The sequence below is a fragment of the Pseudomonas sp. DW-iso17 genome (assembly GCF_058725345.1).
The window spans coordinates 313,473-332,495 of sequence record NZ_JBZXEA010000021.1 but is presented as its reverse complement, the minus strand read 5'-3'; the positions used below and the strand labels follow the sequence as shown (position 1 = coordinate 332,495).

Sequence of the window (19,023 nt, the reverse complement as noted above, 5' to 3'; positions counted from 1 at the left end):
GCGTTAAATCCTCTGATTAGAGGAAATCAGCCTCGACTCGCGCTAAACTGCGCGGGTTTTCAGCCCCCCATTCTCCGGAGCCGTCCATGTCCCGCGTTACCTTGAGTCGCTATTTGATCGAGCAGACCCGCAGCAACAACACGCCTGCCGATCTGCGCTTCCTTATCGAAGTGGTGGCGCGTGCTTGCAAGGAAATCAGCCACGCCGTTTCCAAAGGCGCACTGGGCGGTGTCCTGGGCAGCATGGGCACTGAAAACGTGCAGGGCGAAGTGCAGAAGAAACTGGACGTTCTGTCCAACGAAATCCTGCTCGAAGCCAACGAATGGGGTGGCCACCTGGCCGGCATGGCGTCCGAAGAAATGGACAATGCCTACCAGATCCCAGGCAAATACCCGAAGGGCGCATACCTGCTGGTATTCGACCCACTGGACGGTTCGTCCAACATCGACATTAACGCACCGGTCGGCACCATCTTCTCGGTGCTGCGTTGCCCCAACGAATACCTGAGCCAGAACGAAGCCCTGAACGAAAAGGCCTTCCTGCAACCAGGCACCGAGCAGGTTGCTGCCGGCTACGCGATCTACGGCCCACAGACCATGCTGGTGCTGACCCTGGGCGACGGCGTCAAAGGCTTCACCCTGGACCGTGAAATGGGCAGCTTCGTACTCACCCACGAAGACATTTCGATTCCTGCTTCTACCCAGGAATTTGCCATCAACATGTCCAACCAGCGCCACTGGGAAGAACCGGTGAAGCGCTACGTCAACGAGCTGATGGAAGGCGAAGAAGGCCCGTTGAAGAAGAACTTCAACATGCGCTGGGTAGCCGCGATGGTTGCCGACGTGCACCGCATCCTGACCCGTGGTGGCCTGTTCATGTACCCACGCGACAGCCGCGAGCCGTCCAAGCCAGGCAAGCTGCGCCTGATGTACGAAGCCAACCCGATGTCGTTTTTGGTTGAACAGGCAGGCGGTGCGTCTACCGACGGCCACCAGCGCATCCTCGACATCCAGCCTGAAGGCCTGCACCAGCGTGTGGCGGTGTTCCTGGGTTCGAAGGAAGAAGTTGAGCGCGTGACGGCTTATCACAAGAAGTAAGAGCTTGCGGTAACAAAAAAGCCCCGAAATGCGCTCAGCGCTTCGGGGCTTTTGTTTTTATTGAATAAGGTTTTTCAGCAGCAACGCCTGCAGGTTTTTCCGAGTGTCGGCGATGATGTGGACGTAAATGATCGGGTCTCGAATTTCGTAGATGATCCGATTCATGCCACAGACAACCTGTCGATATTGGCTGAGATTCAACTTCTCGATCTCTTGCGGTATCGAGCCAGCATAGGGTTGAGACTCAAGCAGTCGCATGGCCTGTTTCATCGCGTCGTAGGACTGCTGCCAGGTCGATGTCGAGAACTGCCGGATGAGGTATGACTTGATATCTTTAAGGTCGCGTTTTGCCGAGTGAAGAATCACAACCTTGAATGTCATTGAGCGTCGTCCTTGTCCAGCTCGGCGAACACGTCCTCCATGTCTTGAAACTGCCCCAATTCAATCTGCCGGTTGCCCAGGGCCAATAGCTTTAACAAGGCCATGGTTTCTGCCTGCTCCTCAAAACTCTTCACATCCATCACCACCAGCTTCGCTTCGCCATTTTGGGTGATGACCAGGGGTTCGCGGCTTTCCGTGAGTGTTTTGACGATCTCGGCGGTATGACTTTTCAAGTAGCTGATCGGCTTTATCTGCGAAGAAAATTTCATGGGATGACCCCTGCTCAAGGTGTGACTGATTTTAGTCTTAATTTGGTCTTTGCTAGACAGCAACTGATGAAAGGCGGTGATTTTTCACTCGAAAACACGGTTCAAGGGGCCAGTTCACATAAAAAATAAATAGCACCCCCCATCGGGAACCAGACACCCCTTTTCCCTTCTAAGCTTCTGGCAGATACCCCAGCTGCTTTGTCTCTCCAGGAGCTTTTCCATGTCTATACGCCGTCTCGCCCTGCTGGCTTTTTGCGTGCTCTTAGCCGCTTGCAGCAAGGTCACCCAAGAAAACTACCAAAAGCTCTCAGCCGGCATGGCCAAGGCCGAGGTGGAGTCGTTGCTGGGCAAGCCAACCGATTGTTCCGGCGCACTGGGCATGTCCAGCTGCACCTGGGGCGATAAAAACAGCTTTATCAGCGTGCAGTACGCCGGTGACAAAGTTCTGATGTTTTCCGGGCAAGGCCTGAAGTAAACCGGGGCGCGAGCCTGCGGGAGAAGAAGAATGATGCGTTTTGTTTTGTTCCTTTGCGCCAGCCTGTTTTTGGCGGGCTGCGCCAGCCATTCTGGCGATGATCTGCAACCCAAGACTGCGAGCAACGTCAACCTCAAGCGTTACCAGGGCACCTGGTATGAGTTGGCCCGGTTGCCGATGTACTTTCAGCGCAACTGTGCGCAATCCGAAGCCCGCTATACCTTGCTGCCTGATGGTGACATGTCGGTGTTCAACCGCTGCCTGACGCCTGAGTGGAAGTGGCAAGAGGCCAAAGGCACGGCTACGCCGCAGGTACCAGGCAAGACCGACAAGCTGTGGGTGGAATTCAATAACTGGTTTACATCACTGTTGCCGGGCGTTGCCAAGGGCGACTACTGGGTGCTGTATGTCAGCGATGACTACAAGACCGCCATCGTCGGCAGCCCGAGCCGGCGCTATATGTGGATCCTGTCGCGCACGCCGACGGTGAGTGCCGATACCCGCGAAGACCTGCTGAGCAGGGCGCGACAGCAAGGGTATGACACCACGCGGCTGATCTGGCGTACGTCGGACAAGCAGATGGCAAAGTCCTCTCAGTAATCCTGAGTACCCTCAACCCAATGTGGGAGCTGGCTTGCCTGCGATACAGGCACCTCGGTGCATCAGTTGCACCGGGTTGATGCTATCGCAGGCAAGCCAGCTCCCACAGTTGTCATGGGTTGGCCGTTAGTTCAGCAAGTCCTTCAGCACTTGGGTGAATGCCCGGCTGCTGTCTTCTTCGCCAGCATGATGCCCATCTCGCACCACCCACTTGCCATTGACCAGTACATCGCGCACTTGCCGATCACCACCGGCAAATAGCCAGCGGTTGAGAATCCCATCCTCACTGGCCGTCGCCAGGTACGGGTCGCTACCGTCCAGCACTATCCAGTCCGCACGCTTGCCCACTTGCAGTCGACCAATCGGCTGGCCCAGCGCTTGTGCGCCACCGTCCAGCGCAGCATCGAACAGCGTGCGACCCACCATCGGTTGGTCACTGCGATACAACCGATTACGCCGTTGATCGCGCAGGCGCTGGCCGTATTCCAGCCAACGCAGTTCTTCCACCACGCTCAGTGACACATGGCTGTCGGAACCAATGCCCATGCGGCCGCCCTGGGCGAGGAAGTCCACCGCAGGAAAAATCCCATCGCCCAGGTTGGCCTCCGTGGTCAGGCACAAACCGGCAATCGCTCGGCTGTTGGCCATGCGTGTCACTTCGTCGGCATCGGCATGGGTGGCGTGCACCAGGCACCAGCGCTCATCCACCTCGACATTGTCATACAGCCATTGCAACGGGCGCTTGCCGCTCCAGGCCAAGCAGTCGTCGACTTCTTTTTGCTGTTCGGCGATGTGGATATGCACCGGGCAGCTCTTGTCACTGGCGGCCAGCACGGTATGGATTTGTTCGGGGGTGACGGCGCGCAGGGAGTGGAAGCACAGACCCAGTTGCTGCGCCGGTTGTGCCGCCAGAATGGGCTGCAGGCGCGCTTGCAAGTCCAGGTAGTGTTCCGTGCTGTTGATAAACCGTCGCTGGCCTTCATTCGGCGCTTGGCCACCAAAGCCCGCGTGGGTGTAGAGCACCGGCAGCAAGGTCAGGCCGATCCCGCTGCTGGCGGCCGCCTGGCTGATCTGGCGGGACAGTTCCGTACGGTCGGCATAGGGCTGGCCGCTGAGATCGTGGTGCACGTAATGGAACTCGGCCACCGAGGTGTAGCCGGCCTTGAGCATTTCGATATACAGCTGGCGGGCGATGATCTGTAACTGCTCGGGGTTGATCTTGCCGACCATGCGGTACATCAAGTCGCGCCAGGTCCAGAAGCTGTCATTGGGGTTGCCGGCCACTTCGGCCAAGCCCGCCATGGCGCGCTGGAAGGCATGGGAATGCAGGTTCGGCATGCCCGCCAACACCGGGCCCCTGAGCCGCTCCGCACCTTCTGCACTGGCATTGGGCTCAACCTTTGTCAGCAGGCCATCGGTGCTGACTTCAAGACGTACATCATTGGCCCATCCATTAGGCAGCAGTGCGCGTTCGGCAAAGAAAGCGGACATGATCAAGGCACCCCGGTCGTGTGTTTATTTGTATATACATATACAGACGTTTGCCTGCTCGGTAAACTCCGGCAATCTATGCATCTTTTTCCCCTGCAAGGATTCCCTGTGCCGACTCCGCCCGCCAAGTCTTCGCTGGCTGCCCACATGGACGAAAGTCCGGCGCCCTTGTATGCCCGCGTCAAACAGATGATCAGCCAGCAGATCCTCAACGGCAACTGGCCGCCCCATTACCGCGTGCCGTCGGAAAGCGAGCTGGTCAGCCAGTTGGGCTTCAGCCGCATGACCATCAACCGCGCCCTGCGCGAGCTGACCGCCGAAGGCCTGCTAGTGCGTATGCAGGGTGTGGGTACGTTTGTTGCCGAGCCGAAAAGCCAGTCAGCCCTGTTTGAAGTGCATAACATCGCCGATGAAATCGCCTCCCGCGGGCATCGGCACACTTGCCAGGTGATCACCCTGGGCGAAGAGGCCGCCGGCTCCGAACGCGCCGTTGCCTTGGAAATGCGCGAAGGCGGGCGGGTGTTCCACTCGTTGATCGTGCATTACGAGAACGACATTCCTGTGCAAATAGAAGACCGTTTCGTCAACGCCCTGGTCGCGCCGGAATACTTGCAGCAGGACTTCACCCAGCAAACCCCGTATGCCTATTTGAACCAGGTCGCGCCGTTGACTGAGGGCGAGCATGTGGTTGAGGCGATCCTCGCCGATGCCGCCGAGTGCAAATTGTTGCAGATCGAGCCGAGCGAGCCGTGCCTGTTGATTCGCCGACGCACCTGGTCGGGTCGCCAGCCGGTGACTGCGGCGCGGTTGATCCACCCCGGTTCCCGTCACAGCCTCGAAGGACGCTTCAGTAAATGAGTGAGATCAACGTCTGGCGTGCCGCCGACTACGTGCGCATGCCGTGGAAGAACGGCGGCGGCAGTACCGAAGAAATCAGTCGCGACGCCGGCACCGGCCTGGAGGGTTTTGGCTGGCGTTTGTCGATTGCCGATATCGCCGAATCGGGTGGGTTTTCCACCTTCGCCGGCTACCAGCGCGTGATTACGGTGATCAAAGGCGCCGGCATGGTGTTGACCGTAGACGGTGAGGAGCAGCGCGGGTTGTTACCGTTGCAGCCGTTCGCGTTCAACGGCGAAAGCCAGGTGTCATGCCGTTTGATCACGGGGCCGATTCGCGACTTCAACCTGATCTACTCGCCACAGCGTTACCACGCACGCTTGCAGTGGGTGGATGGCGTGCAGCAGTTTTTCAGCACCGCGCAGACGGTGCTGGTGTTCAGCGTGGCGGATGAGGTGAAGGTGCTGGGCGAGAAGCTCGGCCACCATGATTGCCTGCAAGTGGACGGTAACACGGGCCTGCTGGATATCTCTGTCACTGGCCGCTGCTGCATCATCGAACTGACCGCACGCGATTAAAAACTGTGGGAGCTGCCTTGCCTGCGATAGCGGTATATCAGTAGCTGATGCGCTGACTGACACACCGCTATCGCAGACAAGCCAGCTCCCACCTTTGTTTTTGCATTGTTCACAAAATCTGTTTCCACTCCGCGCACCAATTTGTTACCGAATGCCCCAGCGTGACGCAAAGCTTCGCTGCCGTGACAAATTCCCCGCGCTGCAACAAACCTCCGTAAGAAATTTCATCAAGCTTTGAAGCCTTGATTTACAAGGCTCGCACGCCCCGTGCAAAAAAAACCCAACCACTCCTGGCTAAAGTTGGCCGCTCGATTGCATATGCTTGTACATACAAGTAAAGATGTGTGCGTAAGACTTTGCACCATCCCTGTTCGCGCATCGATCGCCGAGGAGTCCTAGCTGTGACCAAGCCTACAAAATACCGTGACGTCGAAATCCGCGCCGCCCGCGGTAACAAGCTCACCGCCAAAAGCTGGCTGACCGAAGCGCCGCTGCGCATGCTGATGAACAACCTCGACCCACAAGTGGCCGAGAACCCCAAAGAACTGGTGGTGTACGGCGGTATCGGCCGCGCGGCGCGCAACTGGGAGTGCTACGACCAGATCGTCGAGAGCCTTACTAATCTGAACGACGACGAAACCCTGCTGGTGCAATCCGGTAAGCCGGTCGGCGTGTTCAAGACCCACAGCAACGCCCCGCGCGTGCTGATTGCCAACTCCAATCTGGTACCGCACTGGGCCAGTTGGGAGCATTTCAACGAACTGGATGCCAAGGGCCTGGTCATGTACGGCCAGATGACTGCCGGCAGCTGGATCTACATCGGCAGCCAAGGCATTGTCCAAGGCACCTACGAAACCTTCGTCGAAGCCGGCCGCCAGCATTACAACAGTGACCTGACCGGTCGTTGGGTGCTCACCGCCGGCCTCGGCGGCATGGGCGGCGCGCAGCCATTGGCCGCGACCCTGGCCGGCGCCTGCTCGCTGAACATCGAGTGCCAGCAAGTCAGCATCGACTTCCGCCTGAACAGCCGCTACGTCGACGAGCAGGCCACCGACCTCGACGACGCCCTGGCGCGCATCGCCAAATACACCAAGGAAGGCAAGGCCATCTCCATCGCGCTGCTGGGCAACGCCGCAGAGATCCTGCCAGAACTGGTCAAGCGTGGCGTGCGCCCGGACATGGTCACCGACCAGACCAGCGCCCACGACCCACTCAACGGTTACCTGCCGGCCGGCTGGACCTGGGACGAATACCGCGCTCGCGCCAAGACCGAGCCGGCCGCCGTGATCAAGGCCGCCAAGCAGTCGATGGCCGTCCACGTCAAAGCCATGCTCGAATTCCAGAAGCAAGGCATCCCGACCTTCGACTACGGCAACAACATCCGCCAGATGGCCCAGGAAGAGGGCGTGGAAAACGCGTTCGACTTCCCAGGTTTCGTACCGGCCTACATCCGCCCATTGTTCTGCCGTGGCATCGGCCCGTTCCGTTGGGCGGCGCTGTCCGGTGACCCGCAAGACATCTACAAGACCGACGCCAAAGTCAAAGAACTGATCCCGGACGACGCCCACCTGCACAACTGGCTGGACATGGCCCGCGAGCGCATCAGCTTCCAGGGTCTGCCGGCACGTATCTGCTGGGTCGGCCTGGGCCAGCGTGCCAAGTTGGGCCTGGCGTTCAACGAAATGGTGCGCAGCGGCGAGCTGTCCGCGCCGGTCGTGATCGGCCGTGACCACCTGGACTCCGGCTCGGTCGCCAGCCCGAACCGCGAAACCGAAGCCATGCAGGACGGCTCCGATGCTGTGTCCGACTGGCCGCTGCTCAACGCCTTGCTTAATACCGCGAGCGGCGCGACCTGGGTGTCGCTGCACCACGGTGGTGGCGTGGGCATGGGCTTCTCCCAGCACTCAGGGATGGTGATTGTCTGCGACGGTACTGACGAAGCGGCCGAGCGGATTGCCCGCGTGCTGCACAACGACCCGGCGACCGGGGTGATGCGTCATGCGGATGCGGGTTACCAGATCGCTATCGACTGCGCCAAGGAACAAGGCCTGAACCTGCCGATGATCAAGTAACTCAATGTGGGGTGGGCTTGTGTGGCGAGCAAGCTTGCTTGCGCTGGGGGTGCGAAGCAGCCCCAAAAAGCCGGCTCCAGCTTCGCTGTCGAACGGGAGCAAGCTCCCTCGCCACAGCAAGCCAGCGCCCACGGAAGAGCAAGATGCATACAAAACAATCCATCAGAGGTTGAACAACATGGCTGCAAACGACACCACCCCGTTGATCGAGAAACGTTCGATCGACTACATCCCGGAAGCGGAAAGACATGGTCGTCTATTCAGTCAATTCACCCTGTGGATGGGTGCCAACCTGCAGATCACTGCGATTGTCACCGGGGCGTTGGCCGTGGTGCTGGGCGGTGATGTGTTCTGGTCGTTGATCGGCTTGCTGATCGGTCAACTGATCGGCGGTGGCGTCATGGCGCTGCATGCGGCGCAAGGGCCCAAGCTTGGCCTGCCGCAGATGATTTCCAGCCGGGTGCAGTTCGGCGTGTACGGCGCGGCCATTCCGATCGTGTTGGTGTGCTTGATGTACCTGGGCTTCACCGCCACCGGCACCGTGCTGTCGGGCCAGGCGCTGGGCCAGTTGTTCGGGGTCAGCGACAGCGTCGGCATCCTGATCTTCGCCAGTGTCATCGTGCTGGTCACGGTGCTGGGTTACCGGGTGATCCACTTCATCGGCCGGGTCGCCAGCCTGATTGGCGTGGTTGCCTTTGTGTACCTGTTCAGCCGCTTGATGAGCCAGACCGACGTTGGCGCGCTCCTGCAGATCCGCCACTTCAGCTGGAGCAGTTTCCTGCTGGCCGTGTCGCTGGCGGCCTCCTGGCAGATTGCGTTCGGCCCTTACGTGGCGGATTACTCGCGTTACCTGCCGAGCCACACGTCATCGGTGAAAACCTTTCTCGCTGCTGGCGCAGGTTCGGTCATCGGTGCCCAAGTGGCGATGGTCCTCGGCGTGTTTGCCGCGGCCATGTCCAACGGGCAGTTTGCCGGCCACGAGGTGGCGTACATCGTTGGCTTGAGCGGCACGGGGGCTACCGCTGCGTTGCTGTACTTCAGCATCGCGTTCGGCAAGGTCACCATCTCGACGCTCAACTCCTACGGCAGCTTCATGTGCATCGCCACTATCATCAGCGGCTTTCGTGGGCGTCTGGAGGTCACGCGTCTGCAGCGTCTGGTGTTTGTGCTGATGATCGTCGGCACGGCCACGCTGATCGCGTTGCTCGGCCAGCATTCGTTCCTCGGTGCATTCAAGTCGTTCATCCTGTTCCTGCTGGCGTTCTTTACGCCCTGGAGCGCGATCAACCTGGTGGATTACTACTGCATCACCCGCGAGCGTTATGACGTGCCGGCGCTGGCCGACCCGAACGGTCGCTACGGCCGCTGGAACCTGCTGGGCATCAGCGTCTACGTATTCGGCGTGCTGGTGCAGTTGCCGTTCATCTCCACCAAGTTCTACACCGGCCCCCTGGTGGCCGCGCTGGGGGATGTAGATATCTCCTGGATCATCGGCCTGGTACTGCCGGCGGCCCTGTATTACGTGTGTGCAAAAAAATGGCACGGCACGGTACCCGATCACCTGATCCTGCCAAAAGAGCAGGGCGCTTCACCCACAACAAACGGGCTGGCTGCACAAGCCTGATGGGACGTGGACAGGGCAGGACGCCTACTGACTGCCGTAATCCATTTCATGATTGGGAGCGTCACAACAATGACTATGAATAAGACCTTGCTGGCTACTTTGTTCGCAGCTGGCGTGCTGGCAAGTGCCGGCGCCCAGGCGGCTGGTTGGTGCGAGTCGGGTAAACCGGTGAAATTCGCCGGCCTGAATTGGGAAAGCGGCATGTTGCTCACCGACATCCTGCAAACCGTGCTGGAAAAAGGCTACGACTGCAAAACCGACAGCTTGCCGGGCAATTCCATCACCATGGAAAACGCCCTGGGCAGTAACGACATCCAAGTGTTCGCCGAGGAGTGGGTAGGTCGCAGCGAGGTCTGGAACAAAGCCGAGAAGGCCGGCAAAGTCGTGGGCGTCGGTGCTCCGGTGGTCGGCGCGGTCGAAGGCTGGTACGTGCCGCGCTATGTGATCGAAGGCGACGCCAAGCGCAAGCTGGAAGCCAAGGCGCCGGACCTGAAAAACATCGCCGACCTGGCCAAGTACGCCTCGGTGTTCAAGGACCAGGAAGAGCCGTCCAAGGGCCGCTTCTACAACTGCCCGGCCGGCTGGACTTGCGAGCTGGACAACAGCGAAATGCTCAAGAGCTACGGCCTGGAAAGCACCTACACCAACTTCCGCCCGGGCACCGGCCCGGCGCTGGATGCAGCGGTGCTGTCGAGCTACAAGCGTGGCGAGCCGATCCTGTTCTACTACTGGTCACCGACACCGCTGATGGGCCAGGTCGATCTGGTCAAGCTGGAAGAAAAGCCCGGCGTGGACAAAACCGTGAGCATCAAGGTCGGCCTCTCCAAGACTTTCCACGAGCAAGCCCCGGAACTGGTGGCCGTGCTGGAAAAGGTCAACCTGCCCATCGACCTGCTGAACCAGAACCTGGGCCGCATGGCCAAGGAGCGGATCGAGTCGCCGAAACTGGCGAAAATATTCCTCAAGGAACATCCTGAAGTCTGGCACGCCTGGGTGAGCGACGACGCAGCCAAGAAAATCGACGCGGCCTTGTAGGTCAAGTGTGCACGGCTACCCTCAAGGGTGGCCGGGCGGCTGGCCACAACCCACTGGATCGAGAGCACGATATGTTTCCTGAGAGCATTACCTTTTCCATCGCCGACTGGGTCAACGGTTGGGTGGACGCACTGGTCACCCACTACGGCGATGTGTTCCGGCACATCTCCGATACGCTGCTGTGGGCCATCGTCAACCTGGAAGGCCTGCTGCGCGCAGCGCCCTGGTGGCTGATGCTGGCCATCGTCGGCGGTATTGCCTGGCATGCCACCCGCAAGGTGGTGACCACGGCGGTGATTGTCGGTCTGCTGTTCCTGGTGGGCGCGGTTGGCCTGTGGGACAAGCTGATGCAAACCCTGGCATTGATGATGGTGGCCACGGTGATTTCGGTGTTGATCGGCATCCCCCTGGGCATCCTCTCGGCGCGCAGTAATCGCCTGCGTTCAGTGTTGATGCCGCTGCTGGACATCATGCAAACCATGCCCAGCTTCGTGTACCTCATCCCGGTGCTGATGCTGTTCGGTCTGGGCAAGGTCCCGGCGATTTTCGCCACGGTGATCTACGCCGCGCCGCCGCTGATTCGCCTGACAGACCTGGGTATTCGCCAAGTCGATGGCGAAGTCATGGAAGCCATCAACGCCTTCGGCGCCAACCGCTGGCAGCAACTGTTCGGCGTGCAATTGCCGCTGGCGTTGCCGAGCATCATGGCCGGGATTAACCAGACCACCATGATGGCGCTGTCGATGGTGGTGATCGCCTCGATGATCGGCGCCCGTGGCTTGGGTGAAGACGTGCTCGTCGGCATCCAGACCCTTAACGTCGGCCGCGGCCTTGAAGCCGGGCTGGCGATCGTGATTCTCGCAGTGGTCATCGACCGCATTACCCAGGCTTATGGCCGCCCACGGCATGAGGCGAGCAAATGACGACTGTCAGCAAAATCGAAGTCAAAAACGTCTTCAAGATTTTCGGCGCACGCGCCAAGGATGCGCTGGCCATGGTCGGCCAGGGCAAGACCAAGGACCAGGTACTGGCCGAGACCGGTTGCGTGGTCGGCGTCAATGACCTGTCCCTGAGCATCGGCACCGGTGAGATCTTTGTGATCATGGGCTTGTCGGGTTCGGGCAAATCCACCCTGGTGCGCCACTTCAACCGCCTGATCGACCCCACCAGCGGCGCGATCCTGGTGGACGGCGAAGACATCCTGCAACTGGACATGGAAGCCCTGCGCCAATTCCGTCGGCACAAGATCAGCATGGTGTTCCAGAGCTTCGGCCTGCTGCCGCACAAGAGCGTGCTCGACAACGTTGCCTACGGCCTGAAAGTGCGTGGCGAAACCAAGCAAGTCTGCGCCGAACGTGCGTTGCACTGGATCGAAACAGTGGGCCTCAAAGGCTATGAAAACAAATATCCCCACCAGCTTTCTGGCGGTATGCGCCAGCGCGTGGGCCTGGCCCGCGCCTTGGCGGCCGACACCGATATCATCCTGATGGACGAAGCCTTCAGCGCCCTCGACCCGCTGATCCGCGCCGAGATGCAAGACCAATTGCTCGAGCTGCAAAAGACCCTGCACAAGACCATCGTGTTCATCACCCACGACCTCGACGAGGCCGTGCGCATCGGCAATCGCATTGCGATCCTCAAGGACGGCAAGCTGATCCAGGTCGGCACGCCGCGGGAGATCCTGCATTCGCCGGCGGATGAATATGTGGACCGCTTTGTTCAGCGGCGGGCGGCGGTGGTCTGACGGACGCCATCGCAGGCAAGCCAGCTCCCACATTTGATGGGGTTCACACAGTTCAAATGTGGGAGCCGGGCTTGCCCCCGATGACGCCGGCAATGCTGTAGAGATTATGAAGAGGTCAACGATGTCCCAGGCAACAACAATCATCATCGCCGACACCCCACTGCGCTGGCAGGACGTGGTCGCCGTCGCCCGCCACGGCGCCATGCTCGAACTGTCGGGCCACGCCTGGGCGCGCATCGACAATGCCCAAGCCATCGTGCAGCGCATCGTCACCAGCGGCGAGCGTGCCTATGGTGTCAACACCGGCCTGGGCGCGCTGTGCAACGTCTCGCTCAAGACCGAGCAACTGAGCCAACTGTCGCGCAATACGCTGTTGAGCCATGCCTGTGGTGTCGGCCCGGTGCTCAGCGATGAGCAAACCCGCGCGATCATCTGCGCGGCGATCATCAACTACAGCCATGGCAAGTCCGGCCTGCATCCGCAGGTGGTGCACGCGCTGCTGGCGTTGCTCAACCACGGCATCACACCGCAAGTGCCGTCCCAAGGCTCGGTGGGGTACCTGACCCACATGGCCCATATCGGCGTGGCCCTGCTGGGCGTCGGCAATGTGAGTTATCGCGGCCAGATCGTCACGGCGCAACACGCGTTGCAGGCTGAAGGCTTGCAGCCGATGGTGCTCGGCGCCAAGGACGGCCTGTGCCTGGTCAATGGCACGCCGTGCATGACCGGCCTGAGCTGCCTGGCCCTGGCCGATGCACATCACTTGCTGCAATGGGCCGACGTGATCGGTGCCATGAGCTTCGAAGCCCAGCGCGGCCAGATCGACGCCTTTGACGAAGAAATCATTGCTCTCAAGCCGCATCCTGGCATGCAGCAAGTGGGTATCAACCTGCGTGCCTTGCTCGACGGCAGTGAGGTGATTGCCAGCAGTAAAGGTATTCGCACCCAGGATGCCTTGAGCATTCGCTCGATCCCGCAGATTCACGGCGCGGCCCGCGATCAGGTGGAACACGCCACGCGCCAGATCGAGACCGAACTCAACAGCGCCACCGACAACCCGCTGGTGCTGGGCACGCCAGACAGCTACCGCGTGGTGTCCCAGGCCAACCCCCACGGGCAGTCCGTCGCGATGGCGGCCGACATGCTCGCCATCGCCATGGCCGAGATCGGTTCGGTGGCCGAGCGTCGCCTGGACCGCCTGGTCAACCCGCATGTCAGCGGCCTGCCAGCCTTCCTGGTGAGCAACCCGGGGGTCAACTCCGGGATGATGATCGTGCAGTACGTCGCCGCGTCCTTGTGCGGGCAGAACCGCCAGTTGGCGCAACCCGCGGTGCTCGACAATTTCGTCACCTCGGGCCTGCAGGAAGACCACTTGAGCATGGGCACCAACGCCGCGCTCAAGCTGCACCAGGTGCTGGTCAACGTCACCCAGATTCTTGCCATCGAGTACCTGCTGGCGGCCCAGGCTTTTGAGTTTCTCAAGGACCAGCGCTTCGGTGCCGGTACCGACCGCGCCTGGCGTTTGCTGCGCGAAGTGGTCCCTGCTTATGAACAGGACCGCTGGCTGGCGCCGGATATTGCCGCCGCTGCCCAGCTGCTTAAAGACACCGCATTACCGAATTTGCACTGAACACCTAAGAACAATTCACAAGGAGAATGAATGTGACTGCGCTAAACCTGATTCCAGGCCAACTGAGCCTCGCCCAACTGCGTGCCATCTACCAGCAGCCAGTAACCCTCAACCTGGATGACAGCGCCTCGGCCCAGATCGAAGCCAGCGTTGCCTGCGTGGAGCAGATTCTCGCCGAGAACCGCACCGCCTATGGCATCAACACCGGTTTTGGCCTGTTGGCCTCGACCCGCATCGCCAGCGAAGACCTGGAAAACCTCCAGCGTTCCCTGGTGCTGTCCCACGCCGCCGGCGTCGGTGAGCCGATCAGCGATGCGCTGGTGCGACTGGTCATGGTGCTCAAGGTCAACAGCCTGAGCCGTGGCTTCTCCGGGATTCGTCGCCAGGTGATCGACGCGTTGATCGCGCTGATCAACGCCGAGGTGTACCCGCACATCCCACTCAAGGGGTCAGTGGGTGCTTCCGGTGACCTGGCGCCGTTGGCGCACATGTCCCTGGTACTGCTTGGCGAAGGCAAGGCACGCCACAAGGGCCAATGGCTGGAAGCCACCGAGGCGCTGAAAATCGCCGGCCTCACGCCGCTGACCCTGGCCGCCAAAGAAGGCCTGGCCCTGCTCAACGGCACCCAGGTGTCCACGGCCTATGCCCTGCGTGGCCTGTTCGAAGGCGAAGACCTGTTCGCCGGCGCCCTCGCTTGCGGCGGCCTCACTGTGGAGGCGGTACTGGGTTCGCGTTCGCCGTTCGATGCGCGTATTCATGCAGCGCGTGGCCAGCGTGGCCAGATCGACTCGGCAGCGGCCTATCGCGACCTGCTCGGTGAGAGCAGCCAGGTGTCCCAATCGCACCAGAACTGCGACAAGGTGCAAGACCCGTATTCCCTGCGTTGCCAGCCGCAGGTCATGGGTGCGTGCCTGACTCAATTGCGCCAGGCCGCCGAGGTGCTGGTGGTAGAAGCCAACGCAGTGTCGGATAACCCCCTGGTCTTTGCCGCCGAGGGTGACGTGATTTCCGGTGGCAACTTCCATGCCGAACCCGTGGCCATGGCCGCCGACAACATGGCGCTGGCCATTGCCGAAATCGGCTCCCTGAGCGAGCGCCGGATCTCGTTGATGATGGACAAGCATATGTCGCAACTGCCGCCGTTTCTGGTGGGCAATGGCGGGGTGAACTCCGGCTTCATGATCGCCCAGGTGACCGCCGCCGCGCTCGCCAGCGAGAACAAGGCGCTGGCCCATCCCCATAGCGTCGACAGCTTGCCGACTTCGGCCAACCAGGAAGACCACGTGTCCATGGCCCCGGCTGCGGGCAAGCGTTTGTGGGAAATGGCCGAGAACACCCGGGGCATCCTCGCGGTGGAATGGCTCGCGGCGTGCCAGGGCCTGGACCTGCGCGACGGCCTGAAGACCTCGCCCAAGCTGGAAAAAGCCCGTGGCATCCTGCGCGACAAGGTGGCGTTCTATGACAAGGACCGCTTCTTCGCCCCGGACATCAACGCCGCCAGCGAACTGCTCGCCAGCCGCTGCCTGAATGAGCTGGTGCCGGCCAAGTTGCTGCCAAGTCTCTGACCGCGACTCGGTCTGTGCCTGATCATTCCCACGCTCCGCGTGGGAATGCATCCTGTGACGCTCTGCGTCACCGCTCTTAAAGCGGACGCGGAGCGTCCAGGTCGGAGTTCCCACGCCGAGCGTGGGAACGATCTTCTCCTCATAAGAATAATTAGGGACGAGAAATGCACCAGCCAGAAAAAGGTTTGAAACGCGGGCTCAACGCCCGACATATTCGCTTCATGGCCCTGGGTTCCGCGATCGGCACCGGGCTGTTTTATGGCTCCGCCTCCGCCATCCAAATGGCTGGCCCTGCCGTGCTGCTGGCCTACCTGATCGGCGGCGCTGCTGTATTCATGGTGATGCGCGCCCTCGGTGAGATGGCCGTGCACAACCCAGTGTCTGGCTCCTTCGGCCACTATGCCAGCACCTACCTGGGGCCCATGGCCGGGTTTATCCTCGGCTGGACCTACGCCTTTGAAATGATCATCGTCTGCCTCGCCGACGTCACCGCGTTCGGCATCTACATGGGCTTCTGGTTTCCCGAAGTGGCCCGTTGGGTCTGGGTGCTGGGCATCGTGTTTTTGATCGGCGGCCTGAACCTGTGCAACGTCAAAGTCTTTGGCGAGATGGAGTTCTGGCTGTCGTTGCTCAAGGTCGGTGCCATTGTGGCGATGATCCTCGGCGGCTTTGGCATCATGTTGTTCGGCATTCACTCGGCGGGCGAAACCCAGGCCAGCGGACTGAGTAACCTGTGGGCCCATGGCGGCTTCATGCCCAACGGCATCGGTGGGCTGATCGCCTCGTTTGCCGTGGTCATGTTTGCCTTTGGTGGCATCGAAATCATCGGCATCACCGCCGGTGAAGCCAAGGACCCGCAGCGGGTGATCCCCAAGGCGATCAACGCGGTGCCGCTGCGTATCCTGTTGTTCTACGTACTGACCCTGTTCGTGTTGATGGCCATCTACCCGTGGCCGCAGATTGGCAGCCAGGGCAGCCCGTTCGTGCAGATCTTCAGCAACCTGGGGATTGGCTCGGCGGCGACTATCCTCAACATTGTGGTGATCTCGGCGGCGGTGTCGGCCATTAACAGCGACATTTTCGGCGCCGGCCGCATGATGTACGGCCTGGCTCAACAAGGGCAGGCGCCCAAGGGCTTCGCGCAATTGTCCAAACAAGGCGTGCCATGGATGACCGTGGTGGTCATGGGCGCCGCTTTGCTCGGCGGTGTGGTGCTCAACTACCTGATCCCGGAAAACGTGTTCCTGCTGATTGCTTCGATTGCCACCTTCGCCACGGTGTGGGTATGGCTGATGATCCTGTTTACCCAGGTCGCCATGCGCCGCTCGATGACCAAGGCGCAGGTCGCCGAACTGAAATTCCCGGTGCCGTTCTGGCCCTATGCGCCGGCAGCGGCCATTGTGTTCATGCTGTTTGTGTTTGGTGTACTCGGTTACTTCCCGGATACCCAGGCGGCGTTGATGGTGGGCGCCGTGTGGATCGTGCTGCTGATCATCGCCTACTGGCTGTGGGTCAAGCCTGCCGCCGGGCAAACGGCCAAGGTCGATTACGACCCGGTTTTGTCTCATCGATAACTTAGGGAGGCGTTGATGAAAACGCTTTGGCAACACTGCCACGTCGCAACCATGGCCAACGGCAAATACTCGATCATCGAGGATGCCGCCATGGTGACTGCCGGCTCGCTCATCGAGTGGGTCGGCCCCCGCAGCCAGGCGCCAACCGCGGATTACGCCCAGGTGCATGACCTGCAAGGCGCGTGGGTCACCCCCGGGCTGATCGACTGTCACACTCATACGGTGTTTGGTGGCAATCGCAGTGGCGAATTCGAGCAGCGCCTCGAAGGTGTCAGCTACGCCGAGATCGCGGCCAAGGGCGGCGGCATTGCCAGCACGGTGCGCGCAACCCGTGCGGCGAGCGAAGATGAGCTGTTCTCGAGCGCTGAAAAGCGCCTGCGCAGTTTGCTGCGTGACGGCGTGACCACGGTGGAGATCAAGTCCGGCTACGGCCTGGACCTGGCCAACGAACGCAAGATGCTGCGTGTGGCCCGACGCCTGGGTGAAGCACTGCCGGTCAGCGTGCGCGCCACCTGCCTGGCCGCCCACGCGTTACCGCCGGAGTACAAGGACCGCGCCGACGATTACATCGAGCACATCTGCAGCCAGATGCTGCCGGCCCTGGCCGCTGAGGGGTTGGTGGATGCGGTCGATGCCTTCTGTGAATACCTGGCGTTTTCCCCCGAGCAGGTTGAGCGGGTATTCAAGGTCGCCCAGCAACTTGGCCTGCCGGTGAAGCTGCACGCCGAGCAACTCTCGTCGTTGCATGGATCAAGCCTGGCGGCGCGCTACCACGCGTTGTCGGCCGACCACCTGGAATTCATGACTGAAGAGGACGCCATCGCCATGGCTGCGGCCGGTACCGTCGCCGTGCTATTGCCGGGCGCGTTCTACTTCCTGCGTGAAACCCAGCTGCCGCCGATGGAGGCCCTGCGCAAGCACGGCGTGAAGATCGCCATCGCCAGCGACCTCAACCCCGGTACTTCACCGGCGCTGTCGGTACGGCTGATGCTGAACATGGCCTGCACCCTGTTTCGCATGACCCCGGAAGAAGCCCTGGCCGGTGCCACGCAACACGCGGCCACCGCGTTGGGCCTGGGCGATACCCATGGTTCCCTGGAAGTGGGCAAGGTCGCGGACTTTGTCGCCTGGCAGATCGACCGCCCCGCCGACCTGGCCTACTGGCTGGGTGGCGAGCTGGATAAACGCGTTGTGCGCCACGGCGCCGACGTCACTGTTTGAGAGGATGCAGTTGTGGATAAGGTTCTGACATTCAAGCAAGGCCGCGTACCGCTGCTGATCAGCATGCCCCACGCCGGCCTGCGCCTCACCCCTGCGGTGGAGACTGGGTTGATCCCCGAGGCGCAAAGCCTGCCGGACACCGACTGGCATATCCCCCTGTTGTATGACTTTGCCGAAGAACTGGGCGCCAGCACCCTGGCTGCGGAGTACTCGCGGTTTGTCATCGACCTCAACCGGCCCTCCGACAACACGCCGCTGTATGCCGGCGCTACGACGGGCCTGTACCCCGAGACGCTGTTCGATGGCGTGCCGTTGTTCCGGGAAGGGCAAACGCCCTCCGAGGAGGAGCGGGCCAGTTACCTGCAAAAAATCTGGGGGCCGTACCACCGTCAACTGCAAGAAGAACTGGCACGTCTCAAGGCCGAGTTTGGCTATGCGCTGCTGTTCGACGCGCACTCGATCCGCTCGGTGATCCCACACCTGTTTGACGGCAAATTGCCGGACTTCAATTTGGGTACCTTCAACGGCGCTGCGTGCGACCCGCAGCTAGCCAGCCAGCTGGAAGCCATCTGCGCTCAGCATCCGCAATATACCCATGTGCTGAACGGGCGCTTCAAGGGCGGCCATATCACCCGTCATTATGGCAACCCCGCGCAGGATATCCACGCGGTGCAGCTGGAGTTGTGCCAGAGCACCTATATGGAGGAGTTCGAACCGTTCCGTTATCGCCCGGATTTGGCCGAGCCGACTCGGGTGGTGTTGAGGCAGTTGCTTGAAGGGCTGTTGGCTTGGGGACAGAAGCACTACCGGTAATTGTTGGTGCTGCTGCA

General features: G+C 60.8%; 18 protein-coding genes. 15 read left to right on the top strand and 3 right to left on the bottom strand.

Annotated elements, in window-relative coordinates:
• Positions 1-86 precede the first annotated feature (86 nt).
• Positions 87-1,097, top strand: coding sequence for a class 1 fructose-bisphosphatase (locus tag AC4PS6_RS15895; RefSeq protein WP_003187818.1), 1,011 nt, complete (start codon positions 87-89; stop codon positions 1,095-1,097).
• Positions 1,098-1,154: 57 nt separating this feature from the next.
• Here AC4PS6_RS15895 and AC4PS6_RS15890 read toward each other — a convergent pair whose 3' ends face one another.
• Positions 1,155-1,478, bottom strand: coding sequence for a type II toxin-antitoxin system RelE/ParE family toxin (locus AC4PS6_RS15890; protein WP_014716528.1), 324 nt, complete (start codon positions 1,476-1,478; stop codon positions 1,155-1,157).
• Positions 1,475-1,747 carry a type II toxin-antitoxin system Phd/YefM family antitoxin gene (locus tag AC4PS6_RS15885; RefSeq protein WP_003171142.1) on the bottom strand — a complete coding sequence of 91 codons (273 nt, stop codon included), beginning with the start codon at positions 1,745-1,747 and terminating at the stop codon, positions 1,475-1,477. Before AC4PS6_RS15885 ends, AC4PS6_RS15890 begins: the two co-directional genes overlap by 4 nt.
• A 220-nt stretch (positions 1,748-1,967) precedes the next feature.
• On the opposite strand from AC4PS6_RS15885, the gene AC4PS6_RS15880 reads away from it, so the two are divergent.
• Positions 1,968-2,222 (top strand): hypothetical protein, encoded by a 255-nt coding sequence (locus tag AC4PS6_RS15880; protein ID WP_003187823.1) that lies wholly within the window; start codon positions 1,968-1,970, stop codon positions 2,220-2,222.
• A gap of 30 nt (positions 2,223-2,252) precedes the next feature.
• On the top strand, positions 2,253-2,822 hold the full coding sequence (locus AC4PS6_RS15875; RefSeq protein WP_014716529.1) for a lipocalin family protein: 570 nt from the start codon (positions 2,253-2,255) through the stop codon (positions 2,820-2,822).
• 126 nt (positions 2,823-2,948) lie between these two features.
• On the opposite strand, the gene AC4PS6_RS15870 is transcribed toward AC4PS6_RS15875, so the two are convergent.
• On the bottom strand, positions 2,949-4,313 hold the full coding sequence (locus AC4PS6_RS15870) for a formimidoylglutamate deiminase (protein ID WP_032901814.1): 1,365 nt from the start codon (positions 4,311-4,313) through the stop codon (positions 2,949-2,951).
• A 147-nt stretch (positions 4,314-4,460) separates the two neighbouring features.
• On the opposite strand from AC4PS6_RS15870, the gene hutC reads away from it, so the two are divergent.
• The 12 genes from hutC to hutG all read left to right on the top strand — a co-directional run bounded on the left by hutC (position 4,461) and on the right by hutG (position 19,006).
• On the top strand, positions 4,461-5,171 hold the full coding sequence (hutC, locus tag AC4PS6_RS15865) for a histidine utilization transcriptional repressor HutC (protein WP_224796965.1): 711 nt from the start codon (positions 4,461-4,463) through the stop codon (positions 5,169-5,171).
• Positions 5,168-5,728, top strand: a complete 561-nt coding sequence (locus tag AC4PS6_RS15860; RefSeq protein WP_014716532.1) for a HutD/Ves family protein — start codon at positions 5,168-5,170, stop codon at positions 5,726-5,728. Before hutC ends, AC4PS6_RS15860 begins: the two co-directional genes overlap by 4 nt.
• A gap of 401 nt (positions 5,729-6,129) precedes the next feature.
• Positions 6,130-7,800 carry a urocanate hydratase gene (hutU, locus tag AC4PS6_RS15855; RefSeq protein WP_336826757.1) on the top strand — a complete coding sequence of 557 codons (1,671 nt, stop codon included), beginning with the start codon at positions 6,130-6,132 and terminating at the stop codon, positions 7,798-7,800.
• 178 nt (positions 7,801-7,978) lie between these two features.
• Entirely contained in the window at positions 7,979-9,424 is a 1,446-nt protein-coding gene (locus tag AC4PS6_RS15850) for a purine-cytosine permease family protein (protein ID WP_014716534.1), read from the top strand.
• Positions 9,425-9,493: 69 nt separating this feature from the next.
• On the top strand, positions 9,494-10,459 hold the full coding sequence (locus AC4PS6_RS15845; protein WP_014716535.1) for an ABC transporter substrate-binding protein: 966 nt from the start codon (positions 9,494-9,496) through the stop codon (positions 10,457-10,459).
• 71 nt (positions 10,460-10,530) lie between these two features.
• Positions 10,531-11,382 carry an ABC transporter permease gene (locus tag AC4PS6_RS15840; RefSeq protein WP_020302389.1) on the top strand — a complete coding sequence of 284 codons (852 nt, stop codon included), beginning with the start codon at positions 10,531-10,533 and terminating at the stop codon, positions 11,380-11,382.
• Complete coding sequence (locus AC4PS6_RS15835; RefSeq protein WP_014716537.1) at positions 11,379-12,203, top strand: quaternary amine ABC transporter ATP-binding protein; 825 nt, start codon at positions 11,379-11,381, stop codon at positions 12,201-12,203. The genes AC4PS6_RS15840 and AC4PS6_RS15835 overlap by 4 nt, the downstream gene beginning before the upstream one ends.
• 121 nt (positions 12,204-12,324) lie before the next feature.
• Positions 12,325-13,833, top strand: coding sequence for a histidine ammonia-lyase (gene hutH / locus AC4PS6_RS15830; RefSeq protein WP_058410923.1), 1,509 nt, complete (start codon positions 12,325-12,327; stop codon positions 13,831-13,833).
• Between the two features lie 26 nt (positions 13,834-13,859).
• The gene (hutH, locus tag AC4PS6_RS15825) at positions 13,860-15,398 is read left to right on the top strand and encodes a histidine ammonia-lyase (protein ID WP_336826762.1); all 1,539 of its coding nucleotides are present in this window, start codon (positions 13,860-13,862) and stop codon (positions 15,396-15,398) included.
• A 164-nt stretch (positions 15,399-15,562) separates the two neighbouring features.
• Positions 15,563-16,972 carry an amino acid permease gene (locus tag AC4PS6_RS15820; RefSeq protein ID WP_014716540.1) on the top strand — a complete coding sequence of 470 codons (1,410 nt, stop codon included), beginning with the start codon at positions 15,563-15,565 and terminating at the stop codon, positions 16,970-16,972.
• 15 nt (positions 16,973-16,987) lie between these two features.
• Complete coding sequence (gene hutI / locus AC4PS6_RS15815; RefSeq protein WP_014716541.1) at positions 16,988-18,193, top strand: imidazolonepropionase; 1,206 nt, start codon at positions 16,988-16,990, stop codon at positions 18,191-18,193.
• 12 nt (positions 18,194-18,205) lie between these two features.
• Positions 18,206-19,006, top strand: coding sequence for an N-formylglutamate deformylase (gene hutG / locus AC4PS6_RS15810; RefSeq protein ID WP_019820006.1), 801 nt, complete (start codon positions 18,206-18,208; stop codon positions 19,004-19,006).
• Positions 19,007-19,023: the final 17 nt, after the last annotated feature.